This is a genomic window from Cytophagaceae bacterium ABcell3, assembly GCA_030913385.1.
GTDB lineage: Bacteria > Bacteroidota > Bacteroidia > Cytophagales > Cytophagaceae > ABcell3.
In genome coordinates, this window is the sequence record CP133159.1 from 1,518,197 (window position 1) to 1,542,157 (window position 23,961).

The window sequence follows — 23,961 nt, forward strand, 5'->3', positions numbered from 1 at the left end:
TATAAATTTTTGGTTTTCAGCGATTAGTGCTTTTGTGCCAATGGTGTCTTTTTGTTATCAAAATAGAGGAATGTTGAAAAATTCTTTGTAAGAAATATAACAAAATGTTTAATAAATCAGTTTAATTATTAAATTCTTTTTAAACCAAGCTTTTGATGATGTATAAAAGTTTTCTACTGATTGACGACGATCCTATCAATAACTTTATTAATTCTAAGTTAATTAAGAAACTTAACCTGACAGAGCAAATTTTTGTTCTGGACAATGGTGAGGAAGGGATTCGTTTTTTGTTAAATACTGTAAAAAATGAACTTCCTGATGTTATTCTCCTGGATATTAATATGCCAGCGATGAATGGGTTTGAGTTTTTGGAATTGTTCGGAAGCTTAAATATTTCAGGAAAGGAGCATATCAAGATTTTTATGCTTACAAGTTCTTTAAATCCTCAGGATATGCAACGGGTTAAGCATTTTCAAGTTCATGGTTACATCCAAAAGCCCCTAACGCCGGAAAAACTATTGAATGCTTTAGGTGATGAAGCCAAAATAGAAAAATAATCCCCTCTTTTTTCTTTCTTCTCTATTTTTATCTTTCAGGTATCTTTTTTTATCATTCGTTTTTGCTCTTATTGAGGGTGTGTGCATGCTTCTTTGCCTAATGCTGCGAGGTTTCTTAATGAACCGACATTGAGCTTTAGTAGTACAGCAGTATTCGAGGGAAACGTGTGTTTGAGGTTTTTAGTCTTGCAAGCGTTGTTGTAATACTTCAAATATGAGGCTAAAGCAGTTGCACAAAAAAGAAATAACGTGCTTAAAATAAAAAAAACTGGCAACGTAATGTTGTCAGTTTTTTTAAGGGTGGATGATCGGTTTCGAACCGACGACCTCCAGAACCACAATCTGGCGCTCTAACCTACTGAGCTACACCCACCGTCTTAATATGTGTGCAAAAGTACACTAATAAAGTTTAATATTCAACTAAATCTTTATATTTTTTTTATCTGTCAAATGTAAGTCTTTGGCCGAGGCTCCCTTCTATTATTTTATCATTTTCCCATACCAGGTTTCCTGAAACTATGGTGTGTGTTACTTTAGATGTAAAGCTTTGACCTTCAAGTGGAGACCAGCCACACTTATATAATAGGTTTTCTTTGCTTACCTTCCATTGGCTATTGGTATCTACTAAGGCCAGGTCTGCAAAATATCCTTCTCTGATAAAACCTCTTTTTTTAATATCAAACATAGTGGCTGGTGCATGGCACATTTTTTCTACCAATCGTTCTATGGAGAGTTCGCCTTTCCGGCAAAACTCATACATGATATTGAAACTATGCTGCACAAGAGGTCCTCCAGAAGGCGCTTTCCAGTAATTTTGATTTTTCTCTTCTTTGGTATGTGGGGCATGATCCGTGGCGACGATATCGAGAATGTCGTCTTTTAGGGCCTGTAATAGCGCTTTTTTGTGTTTGCTTTCTTTTACCGCAGGATTCCATTTGATGTAAGTGCCATATTGGTCATAATCGTCTTTGCTAAACCATAGGTGGTGTACGCAAACCTCAGCGGTGATTTTTTTGTCTTTTAGCGGAAGTTTGTTGTCAAATAGTTCTAGCTCGTCTGCTGTAGAAATATGTAGGACATGCAGTCTGGCGCCATATTTTTTGGCCAGCCCCACAGCCATAGAGCTAGATTTATAGCAAGCTTCTACACTTCTGATTTCAGGGTGCATAGAAATTGGCATGCTGTCGCCATATTTTTCTTTGTACAGGGCTGAGTTTTTACGAATCGTTTCTTCGTCTTCACAGTGGGTAGCAATAAGCATAGGGCAGCGGCTAAAAATACCTTCTAGTGTCTTCTCGTTATCGACCAGCATATTGCCAGTAGAGGAGCCCATGAAAACTTTTATTCCGCATACGTTTTTGGCATCCGTTTTTAAGACTTCTTCTAGATTGTCGTTGGATGCCCCCATGAAGAAGGAATAGTTGGCAATGGATTTTTCTGCCGCTATGGCATATTTGTTTTCCAGCAGCTCTTGTGTCAGCACATTAGGGACTGTATTGGGCATTTCCATAAAGGATGTCACGCCTCCTGCCACTGCTGCCCTTGATTCGGTATATATTTCAGCTTTATTTGTTAGGCCAGGTTCTCTAAAATGCACCTGGTCATCTATGATGCCTGGGATTAGGTATTTGCCTGCGGCATCTATTGTCTTATCTGCATTTTCAGAAATATTTTTTCCGATTTTTTCTATACGTCCGTTTTTTACTAGTAGGTCTCCCTGAGTTACTTTTCCTTCATTGACTATATTTGCATTGACAATAAGTATAGATCCCATAAATAAAAAGTTTAGTGTTGTTAATTTTTTGCACCTTTGCAAAACTACTAAAGTGTGGGATTTATCTGCCTTAAATTAAAAAAAATATGTCATTTGATCATTTTGGCCTTAACAAGCAACTGCTTAATGCTATAGAGGAAGCAGGCTATGTACAGCCTTCAGAGATACAAGAAAAAGCCATTCCCCAAATAATGGCAGGGCATGATATACTTGGAGTTGCCCAGACTGGAACAGGTAAAACGGCTGCGTTTTTACTCCCTTTGCTTATGAAAATCAAATTTGCTCAGGGTATGAACCCTAGGGCTTTGATTCTTGCGCCTACCCGTGAATTGGCCATGCAGATTGCTGATAATATTACTGTATTGGCTAAATACACAGATATTAGACATGCAACGCTTTATGGTGGAGTAGGCCCTAAAGGGCAGATCGAAGCTGTGCAAAAGGGTGTCGATATTATTGTGGCTACACCAGGGCGTTTTATGGATATTTATTTGAAAGGTGAACTGGTGGTCAAAGGGCTGAAGACCATGGTGCTGGACGAAGCAGATAAAATGATGGACATGGGTTTTATGCCCCAAATAAGGCGGATCCTTGAAATTATTCCACGCAAACGACAAAACCTGTTGTTTTCTGCCACTATGCCTGAAAAGGTAGTAAAACTTTCCGAAGAGTTTCTGGAATTCCCTATGAGAATAGAAGTAAGCCCCCAGGCAACGCCAGCAGAGACTGTCAACCAGGTTGCATACAGGGTTCCTAACTTCAAAACTAAGATTAACTTATTGGATTATTTTTTAAAACAAGAAGGTGTATTCAATAGGGTTATCATTTTTGTCCGCAATAAAGCCAATGCTGATAATGTCTTTAAGTTCATAGAAAGGAAAGTAGATGAGAATGTGCGTGTAATTCATGCCAATAAAGGACAGAATACCAGAATAAATTCCATGGAGGCTTTTAAAAATGGAGAAGTTAGGATTCTGGTTTCAACAGATGTGACCGCAAGAGGGATAGATGTGACAAAGGTAAGCCATGTTATCAATTTTGATGTGCCGGTAATATATGAAGATTATGTACATCGCATTGGCCGGACGGCCAGGGCGGGACTTACTGGTGAGGCCATTACTTTTGTGACTGAGCCAGATGTATACTATATAGCCAAAATTGAAAAGATAATTAGAATGTCTATTCCTTTTGAGGATATTCCTGAGGAAGTTTCTATAGAAAAAACACCTTTTGATGAAGCGCAGGAAATGGCTAGGGAGATTGATGCAGTTAAAAGACGGGACAACCCTGATTTTAAAGGAGCTTTTCATGAGAAGAAAGGTAAGTCCCGGGCTCAAGGTAAAAGCCAGAAAACTTATGGGAAAAGCAGGTCGGGCAAAGGAAAGAGGGGGAGGTAAGTTTAACCTATGCATTAGAAATTCTATTGCGTGGCAAAATAACTTCAAATTAGGCGCTTCGCTCGCATGTGGTTTTTAACCATAGCACCACTATGCTTTGCAAACCCAATACGCTGATTTTTTGTTCTTTTGGCACTCATGACGAAATCTAATGCATCCAGGTTTAAGTTAAATTAAATAAGGTTATTGCCTATAGATTTGAGGTGACACGGTAGATGGGTATCTTTATTGGCTAAAGCCGACGTATTTTTTCTCTCAGGTGATATATTTACATGGTCGTGTTCGTTTACGATATACTTTCTGTATAAAAAAAAATGATTTGTTGTTTTTTTCCCTTTTGTAGAAATATCTTTAAGTCTATAAATATATAATCTACCTTATTTAATCCGACCATAAAGTCATGCACGAAGATTCCATATTTATTCAAGCTATTATTTATCTGGCGGCAGCAATTTTAGCAGTTCCGATTGCAAAAAAGTTAGGACTTGGATCTGTTTTAGGTTATTTATTGGCTGGTATACTAGTAGGTCCTGCCGTACTAGGACTGGGGGAGGATAGTGAAAGTGTTTTGCACTTCGCTGAATTTGGTGTTGTAATGATGCTTTTTGTTATAGGTTTGGAGCTGGAGCCTCAGTCTTTATGGAGAATGCGGAAGCTTATTTTAGGGAAAGGGGGGATGCAGGTACTCCTTTCGGCTGTTATAATTGCTGGCATCTCCTTGCTATTTGGCTTGAGCATGGCACAGTCCATAGCATTAGGCTTAATATTGGCATTGTCCTCCACAGCCCTTGTGATACAGATGCTGAATGAGAAAGGCCTTATGAAAACTTCTTCCGGTAAGAGTGCTTTTGCGGTACTTCTTTTTCAGGATATTGCGGTTATACCCATTATTGCCCTTTTACCTTTGCTAGCAGTTACCAAAGGAGTTGGAGGCGAATCGCATCCTATGCTTGAGGGTTTGCCTGCTTGGGCAGAAACGGTGGTGACTATTGGATCCATTGTTTTGGTGGTGCTTGCTGGAAAGTTTGTGGTTCCTCCCGCCTTTAGAATTATAGCACGTACGGATATGAAAGAGTTGTTTACTGCTGCGGCTCTTCTGATTGTGATCAGTGTGTCTGTGCTTATGACCATTGTGGGGCTTAGTCCTGCGTTGGGTGCATTTATCGCAGGTGTTATATTGGCAAGTAGTGAGTATAAACATGAGCTGGAAAATCATATTTTCCCCTTTAAGAAGCTGTTGCTGGGTTTATTTTTTATTGCCGTTGGCGCCTCGATCAATTTTGCGCTGATTATGCAGTATCCGCTGCAAATGGTGGCTTTTGTTTTTGGTTTAATGACACTAAAAGGTTTGGTGCTTTTTGGACTGGGGAAATCTTTCCGGTTAAATACAGACCATAATTTGATTTTTGCATTTTGCCTGTGTCAGGCAGGAGAGTTTGGTTTTGTGCTATTTTCCTTTGCTTCAAACTTGCAAATGTTTCCGCCTGAACTGATTCAGTTTATGTTAGCTGCAACGGCTATATCTATGGCCCTGACCCCTTTATTAATGTTAGTAAATGAAAAGTTTATTCTTCCGAATATTGGCACTATGCGAGAGGAAGAGACTCCGGCAGTGGCTGAAGAGGAGATAGAAACCAAAAATGCTGTTATTATTGCGGGCTTTGGTACTTTTGGCTATACCATAGGTCGTTATCTTAAAGCAAATGGTATAGAAGCTACTTATCTTGACCATGACTCTGACCAAGTAGACCTATTGCGCAAAACCGGGTTTAAAGTATATTATGGCGATGCATCGCAAGAAGACCTGCTTAAATCTGCGGGAGCATCAGAGGCAAAGCTTTTGGTAGTGGCTGTCGATAATCCTGAAAAAACTCTAGAGATTGTCCGAAAAGCGAAAAAGTATTTTCCTAATCTCGAGTTGCTTGTTAGGGTGAGAAACCGTCACTATGCTTATGAAATACTCAATGAAGGTATTGATTTGGTGTACCGTGAAAATCTTGATACTTCGCTTCGTATGGGAGAGGATATATTGATGAAGTTAGGAGGGCAAGAAGAATCTGCTAAAAAAGCTTCTCGCATTTTTTATGAGATGGATGAAAAGAGTTTAAGGGAAATGGCAAATATTTATAAGGAAAAGAAAAGCTATATTAGTACCACAAGGGAAAAGATCAAAGAGATTGAAGATGTGTTGAAGCAGGATAAGATACAAGATATTGCAGGTGCTAGTAAAGAAGAGGATAAGATTCTTTAAAATAAGCCAGAGTTAAACAAAATATCTTAGTAAGGAGTCTTTAATGAATAGTAAATTTTTTGCTCTTCATGAAGACTCCTTTTTATGTTAAATGGGTAATGATACTCATAGGGCTAGTAGCCTTATTTTTTATACTTTTTATAGGTCGGACGGTTATAATTCCTGTTTTTATAGCCCTGCTTTTTGCTTTTCTTATGTTGCCATTTGCAGAGTGGATGGAACAAAAAGGGCTATCCAGGGGTGCCGCTTCTTTTCATGCTACGCTCCCTCTCTGGTCTAAGATTAGCGATAGCGTATCTTAGACCTAAAATATTGCAAGCTTGTAGCTTGCGTAACGTGGGTTGAGAAAAAACAAAATGGGAATCCTGAATGTCTTTTGGATAAGCTTTCCGTTTTTTGTCTGAATCAGAATTTACAGGATTATAGAATTAACAGGATTTTTTGCTTCTCTAGTCGAAGTTTAGCGCAGTGTAACTTCGACCTATGGCAAGCTTTTAGCTTGCCTTACTAAATCATAAGCCATATCTTTATATTATACACTGTCATTTTTTTAACTATGGGCAGGAAATACTTATTTCATGATCACTCTCAGCTTTACTTTGTATCTTTTGCTACCATCAACTGGATTGATGTATTTGTAAGGCGGGTTTTGATATAGTAGTTGAGTCACTTGATTATTGCATTAAAAATAAAGGATTAGAATTATATGCCTGGTGCATTATGCCAAGTCATGTACATTTGATAATAAGTACAGAAACAGCAAGTTTGTCTGATATTATCAGAGATATGAAGAGGCATACTTCAAAACAGCTTATTAAATGTATTCAAGAATATAGCTGTGAGAGTAGAAGAGAGTGGCTGCTATGGATGTTCAAACGTGCCGGAAAAAAGAATGCGAACAACAAAGACTATCAATTCTGGCAACAAAATAACCATCCTATTGAGCTTTCAAACTATGAACTGCTTAATCAGCGGCTAAATTATCTTCATCAAAATCCTGTAGAGGCAGGTTTTGTTGCAGAAGCACATGAGTATTTATATAGCAGTGGTAAAGGCTTGTTGAATATTATATACGCAAGCTAAAAGCTTGCATAGGTTTTGGGTCAAAGTTATGCTTCGCTGAAACTTTGACCAGAGGGGGATAGCGTATCTTAGAACTTATTATATTCTTGTCAATTGGAAAGTTTTTCTAATAATCCTTACTTTAGATAAAGTCCTTAAAATCACATAAACCATGTTTGGCCTGTTTAAGAAAAAGAAAAAAGAACTTCCTCCGTTTGAAACGTTAAAAAACTCAGATACCAAAGACAAGTATTTTATCCGACTTGCCAGATGGGATTGGCTTGATCAAAATATGATCCATGTAGTAGATAATCATGCTCCGAGAATGATTACTATGGATCCATGGCCCCAACTGGTTTTTCTGGAAGCAAATGGACAAAGAACCATTCATGAATTTGTTTATGAAATGGCCTCCCAGTATAGTGCTAAAGAAACCGTACCTGAAGAGCTGGATAAGACTATTTTGGAAATTATCCAAAGTTTAGTAGATGACAAACTTATAGCTTTAACCAATAAAAAACAGTCATTGGCTTATTATCTGGACCAACCAACAAGTCAGCAGAATAAAGAAAAAGCGGAGAAAGCTATGCTAGAAGATGGTTTTATAAATAAGTCCATCCTTTAAGGATCTTTTAAACCAAGGTTTTGCTTTTTACTTACAGGTCAAATACATGAAGAAGTGCTTACTGATAATTGTTTTCCTTTCTCTTCTCGCGTGCAAGAAATCATCTAAAAACAGCACTGATAGATTGAACAACGCATTGAAGCGTATCGAGCTCATGGATCTACACCCTACAAAGATCTACCAAATCAACAATGAGCTCATAGGCAATGATAGCACTTTGCACCAAAAACTTGTGTTCTTTAAGGTTTTTGATGACAACCTGAGGAAAATAAGTTTCGAACTGGTTTCCTTTACCGGAGGATACAACGAAAATGTAGAATATATCGGACTGCCAGGAGATGAACTGGTAGATATCTACTTCTACAAAGAAAATACCTTAAGGAGTCATGCAAATAAGTTTTTCCTGGAATCACTGGACACCTTTTTGGAAGAATTAAAGAAAAACTACCCGGAATCTACCTTTGAAGTAGCCCTAAACGAAAATTTTGCTGCCCTGAAAGAGTACTACAAAGTACCAGAAAGATCTTTATTATTTAAAAATATGTACTTAAATGAAGCCATGAGCATCATTCTCAATATCAGAAAAAGTGTCGCTTTTGAACAAACAGAGCTTTTAATTAAGCACCAGGCCAAATAAAATACCGACTGCGCATATATACACCGGAGAATGAAAAAAGCCGCGGTTACAATAGTTCCCCGCGGCTTTTTTTTATTTAGCTGGTCAAATTAATAAACGATAACCTTTTTAGTATCAACCAAAGAGCCATTTTGGTACTTAACTATGTAAAGTCCATCAGAAAACGTATGCAGACCTACTAGTTGGTTACTGCTTACCATACCATCCCAAACCATCCTTCCATCTGATTTGTAAATCCAAACATACCCTTGTGCTTTTTCGAACACCAAACTTCTGTTTTGATAGTCATAAAAGAAGGCTGGCTTCGTTTGTTCTTCAAGACCTACAGATGTAGTATTATCATCATCATTAGAACCATCATCATCACCTCCGTTTTCATCAGCAGTTCCATTATCGCTACCTCCGTTATCATCAGATGACCCATTATCAGCAGATCCATCGCCATTGTCATCCGGCTCCTCATCAAGAGCATTTAAAGGAAATCTAAACAAATAAGCTTCACGTGTATCGAAGTCGAGTGCTGAACCTGCATATAAATATCCATCGTAAATATGAAGTGCATTAATTAAAACATCATCTAAAGCCTCTCCCATTGGGTGCCACTCATTCCCATCAAACCGGGCAGCATTTTTCACCGCTTTATCTCCAGCCATTGCCAAATCTCCTACCACATAAATATTATCTTCATCTGCCGTTACAGCTCTAATGTTATTCCAACTAACTACTAACTTCTGATCAGAAGCAACTTCCCAATCAGAACCATTCCATTCTATAAGCTTATGAACCCTGGCACCAAAATCGGTGCTTTCTAACGCAAATGCATACAGTTTTCCTTGAAAAACAACCGGAGCAACTGGTCTGTATTCTCCTGAGCCAGCCTGGACCCAACCTTCATTTTCCCATTTAGCAAAATATTTTACAGACGCATCTCCGCTTTCTGTAAAGTCGCCATAAGCATATAAGTTGTCATTATAGGTTATATAAAAAGGCATAGCATCCAATTCTCCACCAGCCTGATGCCAACCTGAACCTGCGTAATACCCTGCATATGCAAAACTTGTTGACTCTCCTGGCATTGCTGCAAATAATGTATCACGGAATGTGATCACCTGTCTAACATTGTGATTTAAACGCAAACTGCTATTTCCCCAACTTGTGCCGTCCCATTCCAACACCATTGCAGCACTAATAGAAAAGCTGCCAACAGTTGCACTACCGCCACCTATTAGCCTTCCATTATATTCGGTGAAGCTATCAAAACCACCTCCTCCTTGCTGGGAATTCTGATGTCTGGTAATGTTGCCTCCTGAATACACGGCAGAGTGCATGGATCTTTGGCCATCTATCTGAGTAAAATTACCCCCGATAAATAGTTGATTATCGTAGGTATGAAAGGCTGTTAAATAAGAGCTAAAAACATGAGGTAATTTTTCCCACTCACCTTGCCCATAGGATACCAACACTGAAAAAAGCAGAAAACCTGAAAGTAGAAATCTCTTCATAGTAAAAAATTAAGGGTTAAACATCCGAGTTCGCTATTTAAACTCATAATTTATTAAAGTTTAAAAGTAATCTATTTACATGAATAGCCATAGAAAAAATAAAATTTATACTATTTATAAAAAAGAAAAAGCCCTGCATGACAGGACTTTTTTTAAAATAAGGTATTTATCGAACATAGATCATAACTGAAGAGCGAGGCCTTCAGGTGTTTCTTGCACTGCACTTCTTACATTTACCATTACTCTTTTAATACTCCCTCTACCACCATCCTCGGTATTAAAAAAGGCTACGGATTCATTTAAAGAATTAGCATGATTAAGCAGGTGTTCAGCAGCGGAAGAAACCTCTTCCGAAGTAGCCGCATTTTCCTGAATGGTGTGATTTAACATTTGAAGGGCGTTGTTAATTTGATCCACACCAGACTTTTGCTCGATGCTCGCTGTATTGATTTCATTAATCATATTAGAAGTCTTAATGATATTCGGAACAGTCTCATCCAGCAACTTCCCGGAATGCTCCGAAATAGACAAGCCCTTTGCTGACAATTCATGAATCTCATCAGCAGCTAGCCTACTGCGTTCAGCAAGTTTACGCACTTCGGAAGCAACTACAGCAAAGCCTTTTCCCGCCTCCCCGGCTCTGGCTGCCTCCACAGCAGCATTGAGCGCCAAAATATTTGTTTGCCGGGAGATCTCCCCTACTGGTCTAAGATTAGCGATAGCGTATCTTAGACCTAAAATATTGCAAGCTTATAGCTTGCGTAACGTGAGTTGAGAAAAAAAAGAAAATGGGAAACCGGAAGGTTTTTAGGGGCTTTCCGTTTTTTTGTCTGAATCAGAATTTTCAGGATTATAGAATTAACAGGATTTTTTGCCCCGCTAACTCCAAATTTCACAAACCAACCTTCGCTACAACGAAGCCCCCTTTAACGCTCAATGTAGCTTGTAGCTACAGCATCATAGTATCAAACAAAGACGCAGTGCCAGAGGTAACCTGCGGCTGCCAAACAAAACTACCAGACATAGCACCTCCCACACTTAGTATTTCACTTCGTATGGGAGAGGATATATTGATGAAGTTAGGAGGGCAAGAAAAATCTGCTAAAAAAGCTTCTCGAATTTTTTATGAAATGGATGAAAAGAGTTTAAGGGAAATGGCGAATATTTATAAGGAAAAGAAAAGTTATATTAGTACTACAAGGGAAAAGATCAAGGAAATTGAAGATGTGTTGAAGCAGGATAAAATACAAGCCATTGCAGGTGCTAGTAAAGAAGAGGATAAGATCTCTTTAAAATAAGCTAGAGTTAAACAAAATATCTTGGTAAGGAGTCTTTAATGAATAGTAAATTTTTTGCTCTTCATGAAGACTCCTTTTTACGTTAAATGGGTAATGATACTCATAGGGCTAGTAGCCTTATTTTTTATACTTTTTATAGGTCGGACGGTTATAATTCCTGTTTTTATAGCCCTGCTTTTTGCTTTTCTTATGTTGCCATTTGCAGAGTGGATGGAACAAAAAGGGCTATCCAGGGGTGCCGCTTCTTTTCATGCTACGCTCTCCATGATTTTTATTATTCTTGGTTTTTTTCTTTTTCTGCTTTGGCAAATGGACAGGTTAACAGAGGAGGTAACGCAATTAGAGCAGGAGGTAGATAAATTTACCTTCCAGCTTCAACAAATGATTCATGACAGGTTTGATATAACGCCAGAAGAGCAACGAGAATTTTTGGAAGAACATGGCACAGGAGATGAAGTTGGCGGTTTTATGCAAGGCGTGGCAACTGCCGTTTCCGATTTAGTCGTTGCTTCCATTTTAATTCCTATGTCTATGTTTTTTATGCTGTTTTATAGGTCTTACTATATGGAATTCCTATACCGGGCAAATCCTAAAGAAAGGCATGAGGATATCCGCCGTATTATAAGAAATGAGAAGAAGATTGTCTTTCAGTACATTACTGGCATTTTTACGGTAGTGCTGATCTTGGCAGTGTCAAACGTTTCATTTCTTTCTGCCATAGGATTAGATCAAGCTTTGTTGTTTGGTGTAATTGCTGCTGTGTTAAATATTATACCTATTGTTGGGACTTTTATTGGCTCTATCCTTCCTGTCGTATACGCTTTGGTAATGGAAGACAGTTTGTGGTTTCCTGTGGGCATTGCATTATACTTCTGGGTGCTTCAAATTCTGGAAAGTAATATTATTACCCCAAACATAGTTGGGACTAAAGTTCGTGTAAACCCTTATGCCATTATATTGGCTATTTTCATAGGAGGAGAGGTTTGGGGGCCGGCTGGGATGGTATTGTTTATTCCTTTGCTTGCTATACTTAAAGTAGTCTGTAAAGTGGTAGAGCCACTAAAACCTTATGGTTTTTTATTGACAGACCCAGGCAAAGACGAGGTAACTACTTTTCAAAAAGTGTATCATAAAATCAAGTCATGGTTTAGAAAATGAAATTTGTTTTTAATATGTTGATTCTCTGTTGATTGTTCTTTTGTTTAAGTGCTTTTGAGCAGAGGTTTTTAGCCTGAAATCGGAAAAAGTTATTAACAGAGGTTTGGTTAAGGCATTTATTAATCAAGGAATATACTAATTTTGCGTCTCAAATATAACTTCTTTTCCTTCTTTAGGTATTTTAATCATGAGCAACCTATCTGCTGACATTTATTCTTTCTCCCAGAGGCATATTGGACCCAATGCCTCTCAGATACCTGATATGCTGTCCACTACGGGGGCTGCTTCTCTAGATGAGCTTATAGAGCAAGCTGTTCCTGCTGATATAAGACTTAGTAAAAAATTGAACCTGCCTGTAGCTGAAGATGAGTATGGCTTTATTAACAGGTTTAAGAAACTAGCGGGAAAAAATAAGGTTTTCCGTTCTTATATTGGCTTGGGGTATTATAATACCATAACCCCTGCGGTCATTCAGCGAAATATTTTAGAAAATCCAGGATGGTATACCGCTTACACACCTTATCAGTCTGAGATAGCCCAAGGGAGGTTGGAAGCTTTGGTGAATTTCCAGACTATGGTCGCTGATCTAACAGGCATGGACATTGCCAATGCATCTTTGTTAGACGAGGCCACAGCCGCTGGAGAAGCTATGACCATGATGTATGCCTTACGTCCTAGGGCAAAAGCGGCAGCAACAAAATTTATCGTTTCGGATCTATGTTTCCCGCAGACCATTGAGGTGTTAAAAACGCGTTCAGCACCATTAGGGTTAGAGGTAGTCGTGTGTAAAATTGATGAAAGTGTCGATCTGAGTGAAGCTTTTGGTATGCTTTTGCAGTATCCGGATAGAGATGGTGCCATTGTAGACTACTCCGAAATAATAGGCACTGCGCATCAATCAGATGTAATGGTTTGTATGGCTGCTGATATTTTGAGCTTAGCTCTACTCAAATCTCCTGGTGAATTAGGTGCGGATGTGGCTATAGGGTCTACCCAGCGTTTTGGTGTCCCTATGGGTTTTGGAGGGCCTCATGCAGCTTACTTTGCCACGAAGGAAAATCATAAGCGATTTGTGCCCGGAAGGATTATCGGTGCATCTGTAGATGCGGCAGGTAAAACTGCTTATCGTATGGCCTTGCAAACGAGGGAGCAGCATATTAAAAGAGAGCGTGCGACATCCAATATTTGTACTTCACAAGTGCTTTTGGCTGTAATGGCTGGAATGTATGCCGTTTATCATGGCCCTAAAGGGATCAAAGGCATAGCTTCTCGAATAAGCAAGGCTACGGCTGGATTGGCGCTGGCACTTGAAGATCTTGGGTTCAAACAGTTGAATCTAAACTTCTTTGATACTATTAAAATTGATGCTGGTGAAAAAGTTGAAGAGATCAAAGCAAAAGCAGTGGCAGCGGGCATTAATTTTAGATATGAAGGTCAATATATTTTAATCTCTTTAGATGAAACTGTTTCAGCAGATGATCTTGAGCAGATTGTAGAAATTTTTACTGAGCGCTCTTTTACTGTAAAAGAACGAGAAGCCGCCATTCCTGAGGATCTAGTTCGGCAATCTACCTATTTACAGCACCCCGTTTTCAATAATGCCCATTCGGAGCATGAGATGCTGAGGTACTTGAAGAAGCTTGAAAACAAAGACCTTTCTTTGGTACACTCCATGATACCCCTTGGCTCTTGTACGATGAAGCTTAATGCTACAACCGAGATGTTGCCTGTGAGCTGGCCGGAAATGGCCAATATTCACCCTTTCGTCCCTGATGATCAGTGCCAAGGTTACATGGAGTTATTTGAGCATTTAGAAAACTGGCTGTCAGAAATAACTGGTTTTTCTGCCGTTTCGCTTCAGCCAAACTCTGGGGCGCAAGGTGAATATGCAGGACTAATGGTGATAAAAGCATACCATGATAGTAAAGGGGAAGAACATAGGAACATTGCATTAATACCTTCTTCTGCCCATGGTACTAATCCGGCAAGTGCGGTTTTGGCAGGTATGAAGGTAGTAACTGTTAAGTGTGATGAGAAAGGAAATATAGATGTTGAAGACCTTACCGCAAAAGTTGCTCAACATGGTGAAAAAATCAGTTGCCTGATGGTTACATATCCATCTACACACGGGGTTTTTGAAACTACTATACGGCAGATAATAAATATCGTACATGATGCGGGTGGGCAAGTGTATATGGACGGTGCCAATATGAATGCTCAGGTAGGGCTGACCAGTCCTGGGGAAATTGGCGCTGATGTTTGTCATCTGAACCTGCACAAGACTTTTTGTATCCCTCACGGAGGTGGAGGGCCAGGTATGGGACCTATTGGTGTCGCCAAACATTTGGCACCTTATCTTCCAGGTCATACCTTAGTGCCAACAGGTGGTGAAAATGCCGTGCCTGCTGTTTCTGCCGCACCTTTTGGAAGTTCGCTTATACTGCCTATTTCGTATGCCTATATTTCCATGATGGGAGGCGAGGGGCTGAAAAATGCAACTGTAATGGCCATTCTTAATGCCAATTATTTAATGTCTAGGTTGAAAGGGCATTATCCGCTGCTGTATACTGGAACCAATGGACGGTGCGCGCATGAGTTTATTCTCGACTGCCGTGAGTTTAAACAGTCTGCTGGCATAGAGGTAGAAGATATAGCCAAACGCTTAATAGATTATGGCTTTCATTCTCCAACAGTTTCTTTCCCTGTACCTGGAACTTTGATGATAGAGCCTACAGAAAGTGAATCTAAAGCAGAGCTGGACAGGTTCGCAGAGGCTATGATAGCTATACGTAGTGAAATCAAAGAAATTGAGCAAGGTGTTGCTGATAAAGATGATAATGTACTTAAAAAAGCCCCTCATACAGCAGAGGATGTTACCTCTGATGAGTGGAACCGGCCTTACAGCCGATCAAAAGCTGCTTTCCCATTACCTTGGGTAAAAGAAACTAAGTTCTGGCCATCAGCATCACGTATAGATAATGCTTATGGCGACAGGAATTTGTTCTGTGCTTGCGTGCCTATAGAAGCCTATAAGGAGGAAGTTAATTAGGGCGCGCTGAAAAACGCCCAAAATATTGATCTGTTGATATTTGTATAAGAATTAGGAGGTGTGGTTGCAAGGTTTTTTCGGTTATTTCTTATTTTTCCGTGCACATTAAAGTGAGAAGCTTTTAACCCAATACTTTTTTGGGCTAGCCACAAGCGCACAATCTACTTTATGGCCTTGCATTCGAAGTATTCCAATACGTCTTCATGTAAGGCCATGCGTATCTTGCACACTTGTGACTTTTTCAGCAGGCCCTAATTAGAATATTCATTTAGCGAAACTGAACTTTGTAAAAGCCGGTGATCTACTTCTAACCGATTGCCGGCTTTGTTTTTGCTTTGTTCTATTTGTCCGTGATTTTTGGGTAATATATATTTTGTTTTTCTTTCCCAGTCCTTGGGTCATAGATTGTCCATGTGCCTACCCGATTATTGTCAGCATAGCTTCCTTCCATGTATTTTTTCCCATTGTTTGAATAATATATCCATTTGCCTACTTTGGGAGAGGGATAGTTTTGTACATAACAACTTATGTCACCTACCCCAAAAGAACTCTCTATACAAACAGAGTCTTTAAAAGAGCCTCTGCCCCTAGTGAACTCATATTTTCCTTCAGCCCTTACATTGCCATTCCAATAATATTCTTTTGCTGTTCCAGTTAATTGGCCATCTATAAAGTTTTCGGAACTAGATAGTCTGCCGTTAGAATTGTATAAGCTCCTTATTCCATATAACTTGTTTTTGTATGTTGAATATGAGCAGATTAATGTTGAGTCCTTTTTGCTGAAAACCTCAACATATTTTATGTCCTCTTTTTCCCATTTTTTGTAAAAGGCATTTATATTAAACATAATTGTATCTCCGTAACTTTTCTGAACAGGAAGGTTTTGTGCAGAAGAATAAGCATGGAGCAATAGGGAAGCTTTACAAATAATAATAAGTGTTATTTTGCTCATGTTCTCTTTTTTAGGTTTATCAAATTCCCTGCTATCTGTAGCTTAGAGCTACGGAATCTCTCCAAATTATTAATGAATCACGCCGCTAGATAACACGCATTATCTGCCTAATTATGCAATCAGCGGCTATATTGATCTGATGGTTGGAAGTGGCTAAAGCCGAAACTGTGCAATCCTCATTCTATAATTATGTTATTTTACCGCTCATCTGCAAAAGATGGAGCTTTTGAAGTTTAGAAATGACTTTTACGTTCCTGTGCGCAAACTGCTATTTGGTAAAGTCAAAAGGTACGTTCCTCAAGTTTGTGAAGTAAAAACCATAATATAGGCTTATCTTTATTTCTTCATCTATAGTCTTTTTGCAACTAATTTAATTTACACCAAAAAAAAGTCATATGAAATCGATTAGGAGTGTTATTGTGCCTCTTGCCTTTATTTGTATGTGTCTGCCCTTCGGGTATGCACAATCTTGTTTCGACCTGCATGAAGTAGGGGCGTCTTCCGGAAATTATACTTGTTTATCTGTTGATGAACAGAACAGGATATGGTTAGGGACTGATAAAAGTGGACTGTACTCATATGATGGTAATAACTGGAGCAGGTCTGCTTTTTTAGGAGAACATCATATTATGCAGATCGTACCAGATAGCGAAGGAGGTGTATGGATAGCCCAGAGAGGCACTGACTTTAGTTCTAGCGGAGGAGGGGTAAGTTATATTTCACCTAATGGCAGTGATGAGAAAAAATATTTCTTTAGTTTCGCCAACAACGATAGGGAAGGTTATGGTTTGCCATCACCACGTATGCAATCTGTTGCCATTGATGGTATAGGGCGTGTATGGGCAGCGGGAACTTACTCCCACTTGTATGTTCAAGGTGTAGGTACTTATTTTAATCCTGGTGGAGTATCAATATTGGATCCAGGCGCTGATCGGTTTAGTGAAATCAGACCGACTACCCAGTACTCTAGTGTAGGTTTATTGGATGCAGAACGTGGTTTGAATGTAACACCGTTGATGGGGTCTGGATGTGTTAGGAATTGTGAAGTATTGGCACCTGGGCCTGGGAAAATGTATTTGGGGTGGAAAGGGATGAACGATTGTTTTTTACATTCTAGGATCAGGGCTTTTAATATTCCAGGAGGGGGCGCTGGATTAAAAATGGGTGCTGTCCACTCATTCAATGAAAACAATACGCCCTTTGACCTTTCGGTTGCAGTCTCTGCAGAAGCTATGACAGTAGACAGGAATGGCAATATATGGGTGGGGTTAAGGTTTGGCCATGGCTTTGGAGTCTATGAATATTTCCATGAACTTAATAAGCCTAATACTTGGCATTATGTGCTGGATGCTAGCGCTGATGCTTCTGTTAATTGGCATGCCATATCGGCTTCCGAAAACTCTGACTTAGTTGCAATCGGTACCACTAAAGGCCTTTATGTTTATCAAGGACAAGGCGATTTAGGTGATCTGGACAATTATTACTATTTCAATACAGAGAATAGCAATATTCCTTCTGATAATGTAACCGGTGTTGCTTTTGATAAAGATGACAAGTTGTGGATAGCTACAGATGAAGGAGTTGCTTCAGTGAAATTTGGCGGCTTGGAAATGTACTCTTTAAAGATAGACTATAGATTTTATAACCCACTACTTTATACTACCAGTGCTTTTAGTACAGACTCCCTCAGGTACCGTGTAGGCAAGTTTGGCAGGTTCGCTTGTGATGTAGCAGATGATATGGCAGAAGTAGCAGCAGACGGGTCTAACCTTACTATGTTTGTGTGGAGAGGTGGTAATGCAGAAAACGTTTCTATGAGGATTAAAGAAAACGTGCTTGGGAATGATGATGAATATGGCTACTTCCGTAAAATTATGGAGAACGATGTTTCTGACAGTGCTAAGTTTAGGTATTACCATCCTAAGTTCTTGCCATCGATTTATACTTTGCCGAACACGGAAGGCAGAAGGTTTTTTACGGTAGAGCTGTATGACGAAACCTCCGACGAGGTTTTGTATTCCGAAAGGATTAGGGTGGTATTGCCACCAGTTTTAATGTTGCATGGAATTTTTAGTGAAAAGTCCCGCACAAGAAACATGGCAGATTTTCTTATAGAGACAGGGCAGTACAAAGATTTTATGGTACGCAGTGGTGGCTTTGATGAAATGTTCATAGGGTTTCCTTCATCAAGTATGGCTTATCAGTTGCGTGACGAGATAGATGATATGAAGAGGATCTGTGCAGAAAAGGGAGTTTCTTTTGGTAAAGTAGATGTTCTGGGTCATAGCACAGGTGGCCTAGGGGTGAGGTACTATATACAGAAAATGTATAGAGAGGATATCAACAAGTTTATTGCCATCCATGTACCTAACTCCGGATCTCAATATATTGATTTGCTTTCAGATGAACGTATTATTGATGTGCCTATTTTTACGGGAGCTGGTGTTCGCACTGCGAATTCTCGGTTAGGTGAATTTATCATGTACCCTACCTTTAAGGATGAGGTCTTCCCTAAGCATGAGAAGTACAAAAAATTTGTTCCTTTTTCTGGAGGAACTGCACTTTCTTATTATCATGACAGAACTTTGCCAATCCCCCCTACAAATATAAACCTGCATTATGAGCAGGAACTTAAAACCACTTCTGGTTTTCTGCATGAGCTGAACAGCCCCGCCGGATTGCAGGCTGAGCGTGAGAAGGGTGTTCCCACACATGTTATAGCAGACCCTTTTGTATATGGGATATCCGAAGCTGAAATGGATTTGATTATGCTTACCCCAGTGGGGGGAGCAGTACAGTCGGTTGCTGCCGTATTAAAAGCAGCAACTGGTATTAAAGGTATTATACTAAGGACTACAGTTGCTAAAAAAGCAGGAGATGCTTCTGAATCTGTGGCTACCGATTTTATTTTGTGGGTGGCGGACAGGTTAGGTATTGAAAAAGGATTGGCAGATTATTTCTTGGAACGCCTGATTTTTAAAGATGCCAATGATGGTGTAGTGGCCGTAGAAAGCCAGATTGGTGGTATGGATACATTGGCTGTGTCATACGATACATCTTATTCTGTAGCACACGAAAGCTTTACCAGTATCAAGGAGGTGGAAGGTTCTTATGATCACCTAGAAACACAACTGAATGTTTTTGGCCTCCTCGGTAAAAAGTCTGATGCTGAAATGTTTTCGACTTCAGGGTTTAACCCTCCGAGGTTAGAATATAGCTTTTGTGAAAGCTGTCCTTTTTTAAGTGGTTCGGCAAGAATGGCAAATAGTCATGATATTGAAGATCTTCCGACTGTTGTGTTTGAAGGGCCTTCCGAAGAAGTGGTTTATTATCCAGGAGATTCTGTAGAGTTCGATATTGTTAAGGATCAGTATGAAGGAGCCGTTACACTAATATCCCTTTATGGGGAAAATATAGACCTGTTGGACGGTATAATTACCGAGGCTACTGAAAAAGTCAAGTTTAAAGTTCCTGACAATGCTTACGGCAAGCTTTTGCTGACCGCAGAGGTCTTTGATACGGTAAATGCCGCAATTGTCCTGGACACGATCAGTTTTGAAGTGCAGTTGAAACCAGGGGTGGAAATAGACAGTGTGAAAATTCATACAGGGGATAATCCAGAGCTGTTTATCATGAAAGACACAAGCCTGACCTGTTACGTAGATGCCTTTTACAATGATGGCTCTCACAGGGTAATTCGCCTTGACTCATCATTCCAGTCTTCTTCTACTTTAGATTATTTTTCTGTTGAGTCATCCGGTCAACTTACTGGCGTGGTCGAAGGGCTAGATATGCTCAGGGTTTCCTATAACGGCAGTGCGGATTCTGTTTATGTAAATATAGTGCCTAAGTTTACCATGCCTGAGCGTATAGAGGAGGTAATCATAGAAGACCCGCTGAAAGCAGAAAGCAAGGCCCTCGTGGGTGAATGGCTGTCCGTGTACCCTAACCCTGCGGACAATGTGCTAAACTTAAGGTTTGACGACAACAACCCTGCTGTTTCTGTCAAATTATTAGACGTAAGCGGTAGGTTAGTGTATATGGACAACGCTACACGCGACCACGTGAACTTGAATATCTCTTCTTTAAAGAATGGACTGTATTTGTTGATCGTAAACAATATGAACACGGGCGAAGTGCACCATAAAAGAGTGGTTGTGCAAAAGTAAATTTCTTTGTTTTAGTTTAATGACAAAAGGTTTGGAGGGCTTTATTAGCCTTTCAGGCCTTTTTGTTTTTAGTTATCTAACTGTTATTTAGAGAATCAATTCAGGTGGCTCTGTAGGTGTAGCGACAATGCTTCTACATATACAAACCTCCATTGTCATGACACATTCAAAAATCAAACCTTTATAAAATTGCCAGTAAATCTCCGGGAGAAAATTAACTTCCCCCATTCTGAAAATTCTATAATTCTGAAAATTCTGATTCAGACAACAAAGAACGTCAGCGAGTATCGGGGGGCGTTTTTTTTTAGTACGTTTTGGTAGCTGCAAGCTACCTTTGGCAATACGGCTTTAATTTGATAGTGTGTTGCTGTAGCTGCAAGCTACAGTGAGCATATACGGTAGAATGACTAATCTTCAGGAGAAATTAGACTTTCCCTCCATTCTGAAAATTCTCTTATTCTGTGAGTTCTGATTCAGACAACAAATGGCTGGATTGCAAATCTAGATATCGCTCCTTCGCCAAGGGAATTATGCTTTCATCTTTAAACCTAAAAACTTTACCACAGTTAGTAAAATCTGACTTTAAAACTTTATCTATAAAAATTCCTTTCAATAAAAACTTTTTCCCTTTTGTAGTTTCCTCATACTCCTGTTTGCTATTAAGTAAGTAAACAAACTTGTTCATCAACTCTTCTTTCTCATTAATTATAGAATCAACTCTCCAAATAACATTATAATCATCACATTCTTCCGCAGATGGTTCAACAATTACATAAACACTAAACTCTCTTCCTTTACAGCCTATAAGACCTAGAATAGCAATGGAAGGGAAGATTATTTTTAGCATTCTGGTAATGGACATTTTTACATGTTTTGGTAGATGGAAACCGAACAGAGCATTTATACAAACCTCCATTGTCATGATACATTCAAAAATCAAACCTTTATAAAATTGCCAGTAAATCTCCGGGAGAAATTGAACTTCCCCCATTCTGAAAATTCTAAAATTCTGAAAATTCTGATTCAGACAACAAAGAACGTCAGCGAGTATCGGGGGGCTTTTTTTTTAGTGCGTTTTGGTAGCTGTAAGCTACCTTTGGCAATACGGCTTTATTTGATAGTATGGTGCTGTAGCTGCAAGCTACAGTGAGCATTTCTAGATAGAAGGGCATTTTTATATGTTTTGGTAGATGGAAACCGAGCAGAGTCCCCAATCTTCTTCCCCCCCCATTCTGAAAATTCTATAATTCTAAAAATTCTGATTCAGACAACAAAGAATGTCAGCGAGTATCGGGGGGCTTTTTTTTAGTACATTTTGGTAGCTGCAAGCTACCTTTGGCAATACGGCTTTAATTTGATAGTGTGTTGCTGTAGCTGCAAGCTACAGTGAGCATAAAAGGTAGAATGACTAATCTTCAGGAGAAATTAGACTTTCCCTCCATTCTGAAAATTCTCTTATTCTGTGAGTTCTGATTCAGACAACAAAGAAGTCCCAGCGAGCATAGCCTTTTCCAAATACCCTACAACATCAAATACACCCCCGTATTAACCCCGGCAGAATATAAATATGTCCTCAAAGTAGTATCCATAATAGATCTTAAAGAGTGCCTGAAGGTAGGTTCAAAGCGGATGCTCCACCTTTGCGATGCTTTTATGTCAAATCCCAATGCTATAAGGCCGGCCAGGTCGACAGATGAGAAGTTATGATTCCTTAGGGTGCGTCGGATGTGAATGCGGCTGTCGTCGGTGTCTATTACAGTAGTAGTTGACTGTCCAAGGAAAATATTGGGAGATATACCGGCAGATATATAGATGGCTATATGCTTAGGGCGTAAATAATAGTTTAACTTAATGGGCAAGTCCAGATAGCGGTAGGTGTTGATAAAAGAGGCTTGCATGTCTGGTCTCAGCGGGTCGTCCTCATTAAATACAATAAGGTTGTAATTGCCGGTTTTTGTTCTTTCACCTTTGTTGCTGTAAAGAAAGCCACCTTCTATAGCCAGTTTTTTGTGAAACCTGAATATCATGTTCACACCACCGGTAAACCCTGTTTTGGGGAGTTCATAGTGGTCCCGTAATTGCCGGACATTATTTTCCATATCTCCCCGCAGTGTACGGTAGGTGAAGTCTGGAGAAAAAAGCAACCCTGCCCTGAAGTTTAGGAACTCGCCAACTTCTGTAATTTGGGCAGAAACCATGAATGGCAAAAGAAACAATAAAGAAAAAACTGAAGATCTCATAACTAGCAAGGGATAAAAATTATTATACTAAGATATAAAATTCTTCTTTTTTGTTTATTATTTCTTCTTGAAAATGTTATTGTTATGAGTTAATTCCAAACCAAGATAGGAAAAATACAGTTTCGGTTTCCCGTCAATACCTGCTCATCCCTTTATCTACTTTAGCTGCCCATTGGTCAATGCCCCCCTCTAGGTTGTACAGGTTTTTGTAGTTAAACTCATCGGAAAGAAACTTTACCACCCAAGCACTTCGCATTCCGTGATGGCAATAAACAACAACGGGTTTATCTTCTGGTATTTTTTCTACTTGTTCAGATACGGAACGCATAGGAATAAGCGTGCTTCCTGTTATCTGGCAAATTTCTGATTCATGAGGTTCCCGGACATCCAGTAGGAAAATATCTTCTTGTGCATTTAATTTTTGCTCCAAGGTTTTTACTGAAATTTCTTTGTACTCCTCTGTTTCTGTTTCCGGCATTGGTGTTGGAGGATTGCAGAACGCTTCATAGTCGGCCTCCAGATTGGTTCTTTTGAAATTTTCTTCCACGGCCATTATTTTTATGGTAGTCGTTTCCATTGACAGTGCGTCTAGCATCATGAGCCGGCCTACTAGCGGTTGACCGATGCCAGTAATTACTTTAATGGCTTCGTTTGCTTGTATGCTACCTATCATTCCTGGAAGTACGCCCAAAACGCCAATAGTGGCACAGTTCGGAACCGAACCAGGCGATGGCGGTTCAGGAAAAAGGCATCTGTACGTAGGCCCTTTCTTGCCCGACTCATCTACATAGTTAAAAACAGAAACCTGTCCTTGAAACTTAAAAATAGACCCAAAAATGAGCGGTTTGTTTTGTATGGTGCAGACGTCGCTTACCAGATACCGGGTAGGGAAGTTGTCAGAGCCATCTACTACAAGGTCATATTGTGCGAAAAGGGCTTGTGCATTTTCCCGGTCAAGTTTCTCGGTATGTACCTTAAAGTTTACAAAAGGGTTTTGTTCAGCAAGCTTCTCTGCAGCTACTTCGGCTTTGAGCTTGCCTGTGTCTTTTACAGAAAAAAGCACCTGTCTGTGTAGGTTGCTTTTGTCTACCGTGTCAAAATCAACAATCCCTATGGTTCCCACGCCGGCAGCAGTAAGGTACAAAAGCACAGGACAGCCTAAACCGCCAGCACCAATGACTAAAACACTGGCATTTTTTAACTTTTCTTGTGCTTCTTTTCCAAACTCTGGAAGTATAATATGGCGATTATATCTTTTTAATTCCTCGGGTGTTAACACGGGTCTTGCTT

At 39.6% G+C, this 23,961-nt stretch carries 17 protein-coding genes and 1 tRNA gene; 10 read left to right on the top strand and 8 right to left on the bottom strand.

Translation table 11 applies throughout. From position 1 onward, the window contains the following. The first annotated feature begins 155 nt into the window (after nucleotides 1-155). On the top strand, nucleotides 156-557 hold the full coding sequence (locus tag RCC89_06355; GenBank protein ID WMJ72785.1) for a response regulator: 402 nt from the start codon (nucleotides 156-158) through the stop codon (nucleotides 555-557). Between the two features lie 299 nt (nucleotides 558-856). Here RCC89_06355 and RCC89_06360 read toward each other — a convergent pair. Further along, a tRNA-His gene (locus RCC89_06360) sits at nucleotides 857-930 on the bottom strand. A gap of 66 nt (nucleotides 931-996) precedes the next feature. Then, nucleotides 997-2,331 carry a dihydroorotase gene (locus RCC89_06365; GenBank protein WMJ72786.1) on the bottom strand — a complete coding sequence of 445 codons (1,335 nt, stop codon included), beginning with the start codon at nucleotides 2,329-2,331 and terminating at the stop codon, nucleotides 997-999. A gap of 86 nt (nucleotides 2,332-2,417) precedes the next feature. On the opposite strand from RCC89_06365, the gene RCC89_06370 reads away from it, so the two are divergent. The 5 genes from RCC89_06370 to RCC89_06390 all read left to right on the top strand — a co-directional run bounded on the left by RCC89_06370 (nucleotide 2,418) and on the right by RCC89_06390 (nucleotide 8,303). After that, nucleotides 2,418-3,728, top strand: a complete 1,311-nt coding sequence (locus RCC89_06370) for a DEAD/DEAH box helicase (protein ID WMJ72787.1) — start codon at nucleotides 2,418-2,420, stop codon at nucleotides 3,726-3,728. A gap of 400 nt (nucleotides 3,729-4,128) precedes the next feature. Then, nucleotides 4,129-5,979 (top strand): monovalent cation:proton antiporter-2 (CPA2) family protein, encoded by a 1,851-nt coding sequence (locus RCC89_06375; GenBank protein ID WMJ72788.1) that lies wholly within the window; start codon nucleotides 4,129-4,131, stop codon nucleotides 5,977-5,979. A gap of 720 nt (nucleotides 5,980-6,699) precedes the next feature. Continuing rightward, entirely contained in the window at nucleotides 6,700-7,062 is a 363-nt protein-coding gene (locus RCC89_06380) for a transposase (protein ID WMJ72789.1), read from the top strand. Between the two features lie 151 nt (nucleotides 7,063-7,213). Beyond that, complete coding sequence (locus RCC89_06385; protein ID WMJ72790.1) at nucleotides 7,214-7,666, top strand: hypothetical protein; 453 nt, start codon at nucleotides 7,214-7,216, stop codon at nucleotides 7,664-7,666. Nucleotides 7,667-7,712: 46 nt separating this feature from the next. Then, complete coding sequence (locus tag RCC89_06390; GenBank protein WMJ72791.1) at nucleotides 7,713-8,303, top strand: hypothetical protein; 591 nt, start codon at nucleotides 7,713-7,715, stop codon at nucleotides 8,301-8,303. Between the two features lie 89 nt (nucleotides 8,304-8,392). Here RCC89_06390 and RCC89_06395 read toward each other — a convergent pair whose 3' ends face one another. Together RCC89_06395 and RCC89_06400 are read right to left on the bottom strand one after the other, a co-directional pair. Then, entirely contained in the window at nucleotides 8,393-9,805 is a 1,413-nt protein-coding gene (locus RCC89_06395; GenBank protein ID WMJ72792.1) for a T9SS type A sorting domain-containing protein, read from the bottom strand. Nucleotides 9,806-9,985: 180 nt separating this feature from the next. Continuing rightward, nucleotides 9,986-10,546, bottom strand: coding sequence for a methyl-accepting chemotaxis protein (locus RCC89_06400; protein WMJ75645.1), 561 nt, complete (start codon nucleotides 10,544-10,546; stop codon nucleotides 9,986-9,988). A 239-nt stretch (nucleotides 10,547-10,785) separates the two neighbouring features. On the opposite strand from RCC89_06400, the gene RCC89_06405 reads away from it, so the two are divergent. From RCC89_06405 to gcvP, 3 genes are all read left to right on the top strand, one after another. Continuing rightward, nucleotides 10,786-11,103, top strand: coding sequence for a hypothetical protein (locus tag RCC89_06405; protein WMJ72793.1), 318 nt, complete (start codon nucleotides 10,786-10,788; stop codon nucleotides 11,101-11,103). A gap of 63 nt (nucleotides 11,104-11,166) precedes the next feature. Then, entirely contained in the window at nucleotides 11,167-12,261 is a 1,095-nt protein-coding gene (locus tag RCC89_06410) for an AI-2E family transporter (protein ID WMJ72794.1), read from the top strand. Nucleotides 12,262-12,448: 187 nt separating this feature from the next. Next, on the top strand, nucleotides 12,449-15,310 hold the full coding sequence (gene gcvP, locus RCC89_06415) for an aminomethyl-transferring glycine dehydrogenase (GenBank protein ID WMJ72795.1): 2,862 nt from the start codon (nucleotides 12,449-12,451) through the stop codon (nucleotides 15,308-15,310). 340 nt (nucleotides 15,311-15,650) lie between these two features. On the opposite strand, the gene RCC89_06420 is transcribed toward gcvP, so the two are convergent. Then, nucleotides 15,651-16,262 carry a hypothetical protein gene (locus tag RCC89_06420; GenBank protein WMJ72796.1) on the bottom strand — a complete coding sequence of 204 codons (612 nt, stop codon included), beginning with the start codon at nucleotides 16,260-16,262 and terminating at the stop codon, nucleotides 15,651-15,653. Nucleotides 16,263-16,657: 395 nt separating this feature from the next. Between RCC89_06420 and RCC89_06425 the strand changes: the two genes are divergently transcribed. Then, complete coding sequence (locus RCC89_06425; protein WMJ72797.1) at nucleotides 16,658-20,431, top strand: two-component regulator propeller domain-containing protein; 3,774 nt, start codon at nucleotides 16,658-16,660, stop codon at nucleotides 20,429-20,431. A 454-nt stretch (nucleotides 20,432-20,885) separates the two neighbouring features. Here RCC89_06425 and RCC89_06430 read toward each other — a convergent pair whose 3' ends face one another. The 3 genes from RCC89_06430 to moeB form a co-directional block, all read right to left on the bottom strand. Continuing rightward, on the bottom strand, nucleotides 20,886-21,278 hold the full coding sequence (locus RCC89_06430; GenBank protein WMJ72798.1) for a hypothetical protein: 393 nt from the start codon (nucleotides 21,276-21,278) through the stop codon (nucleotides 20,886-20,888). Nucleotides 21,279-21,951: 673 nt separating this feature from the next. Next, nucleotides 21,952-22,671 (bottom strand): outer membrane beta-barrel protein, encoded by a 720-nt coding sequence (locus tag RCC89_06435; GenBank protein WMJ72799.1) that lies wholly within the window; start codon nucleotides 22,669-22,671, stop codon nucleotides 21,952-21,954. 133 nt (nucleotides 22,672-22,804) lie between these two features. Beyond that, nucleotides 22,805-23,950 (bottom strand): molybdopterin-synthase adenylyltransferase MoeB, encoded by a 1,146-nt coding sequence (gene moeB / locus RCC89_06440; protein WMJ72800.1) that lies wholly within the window; start codon nucleotides 23,948-23,950, stop codon nucleotides 22,805-22,807. Nucleotides 23,951-23,961: the final 11 nt, after the last annotated feature.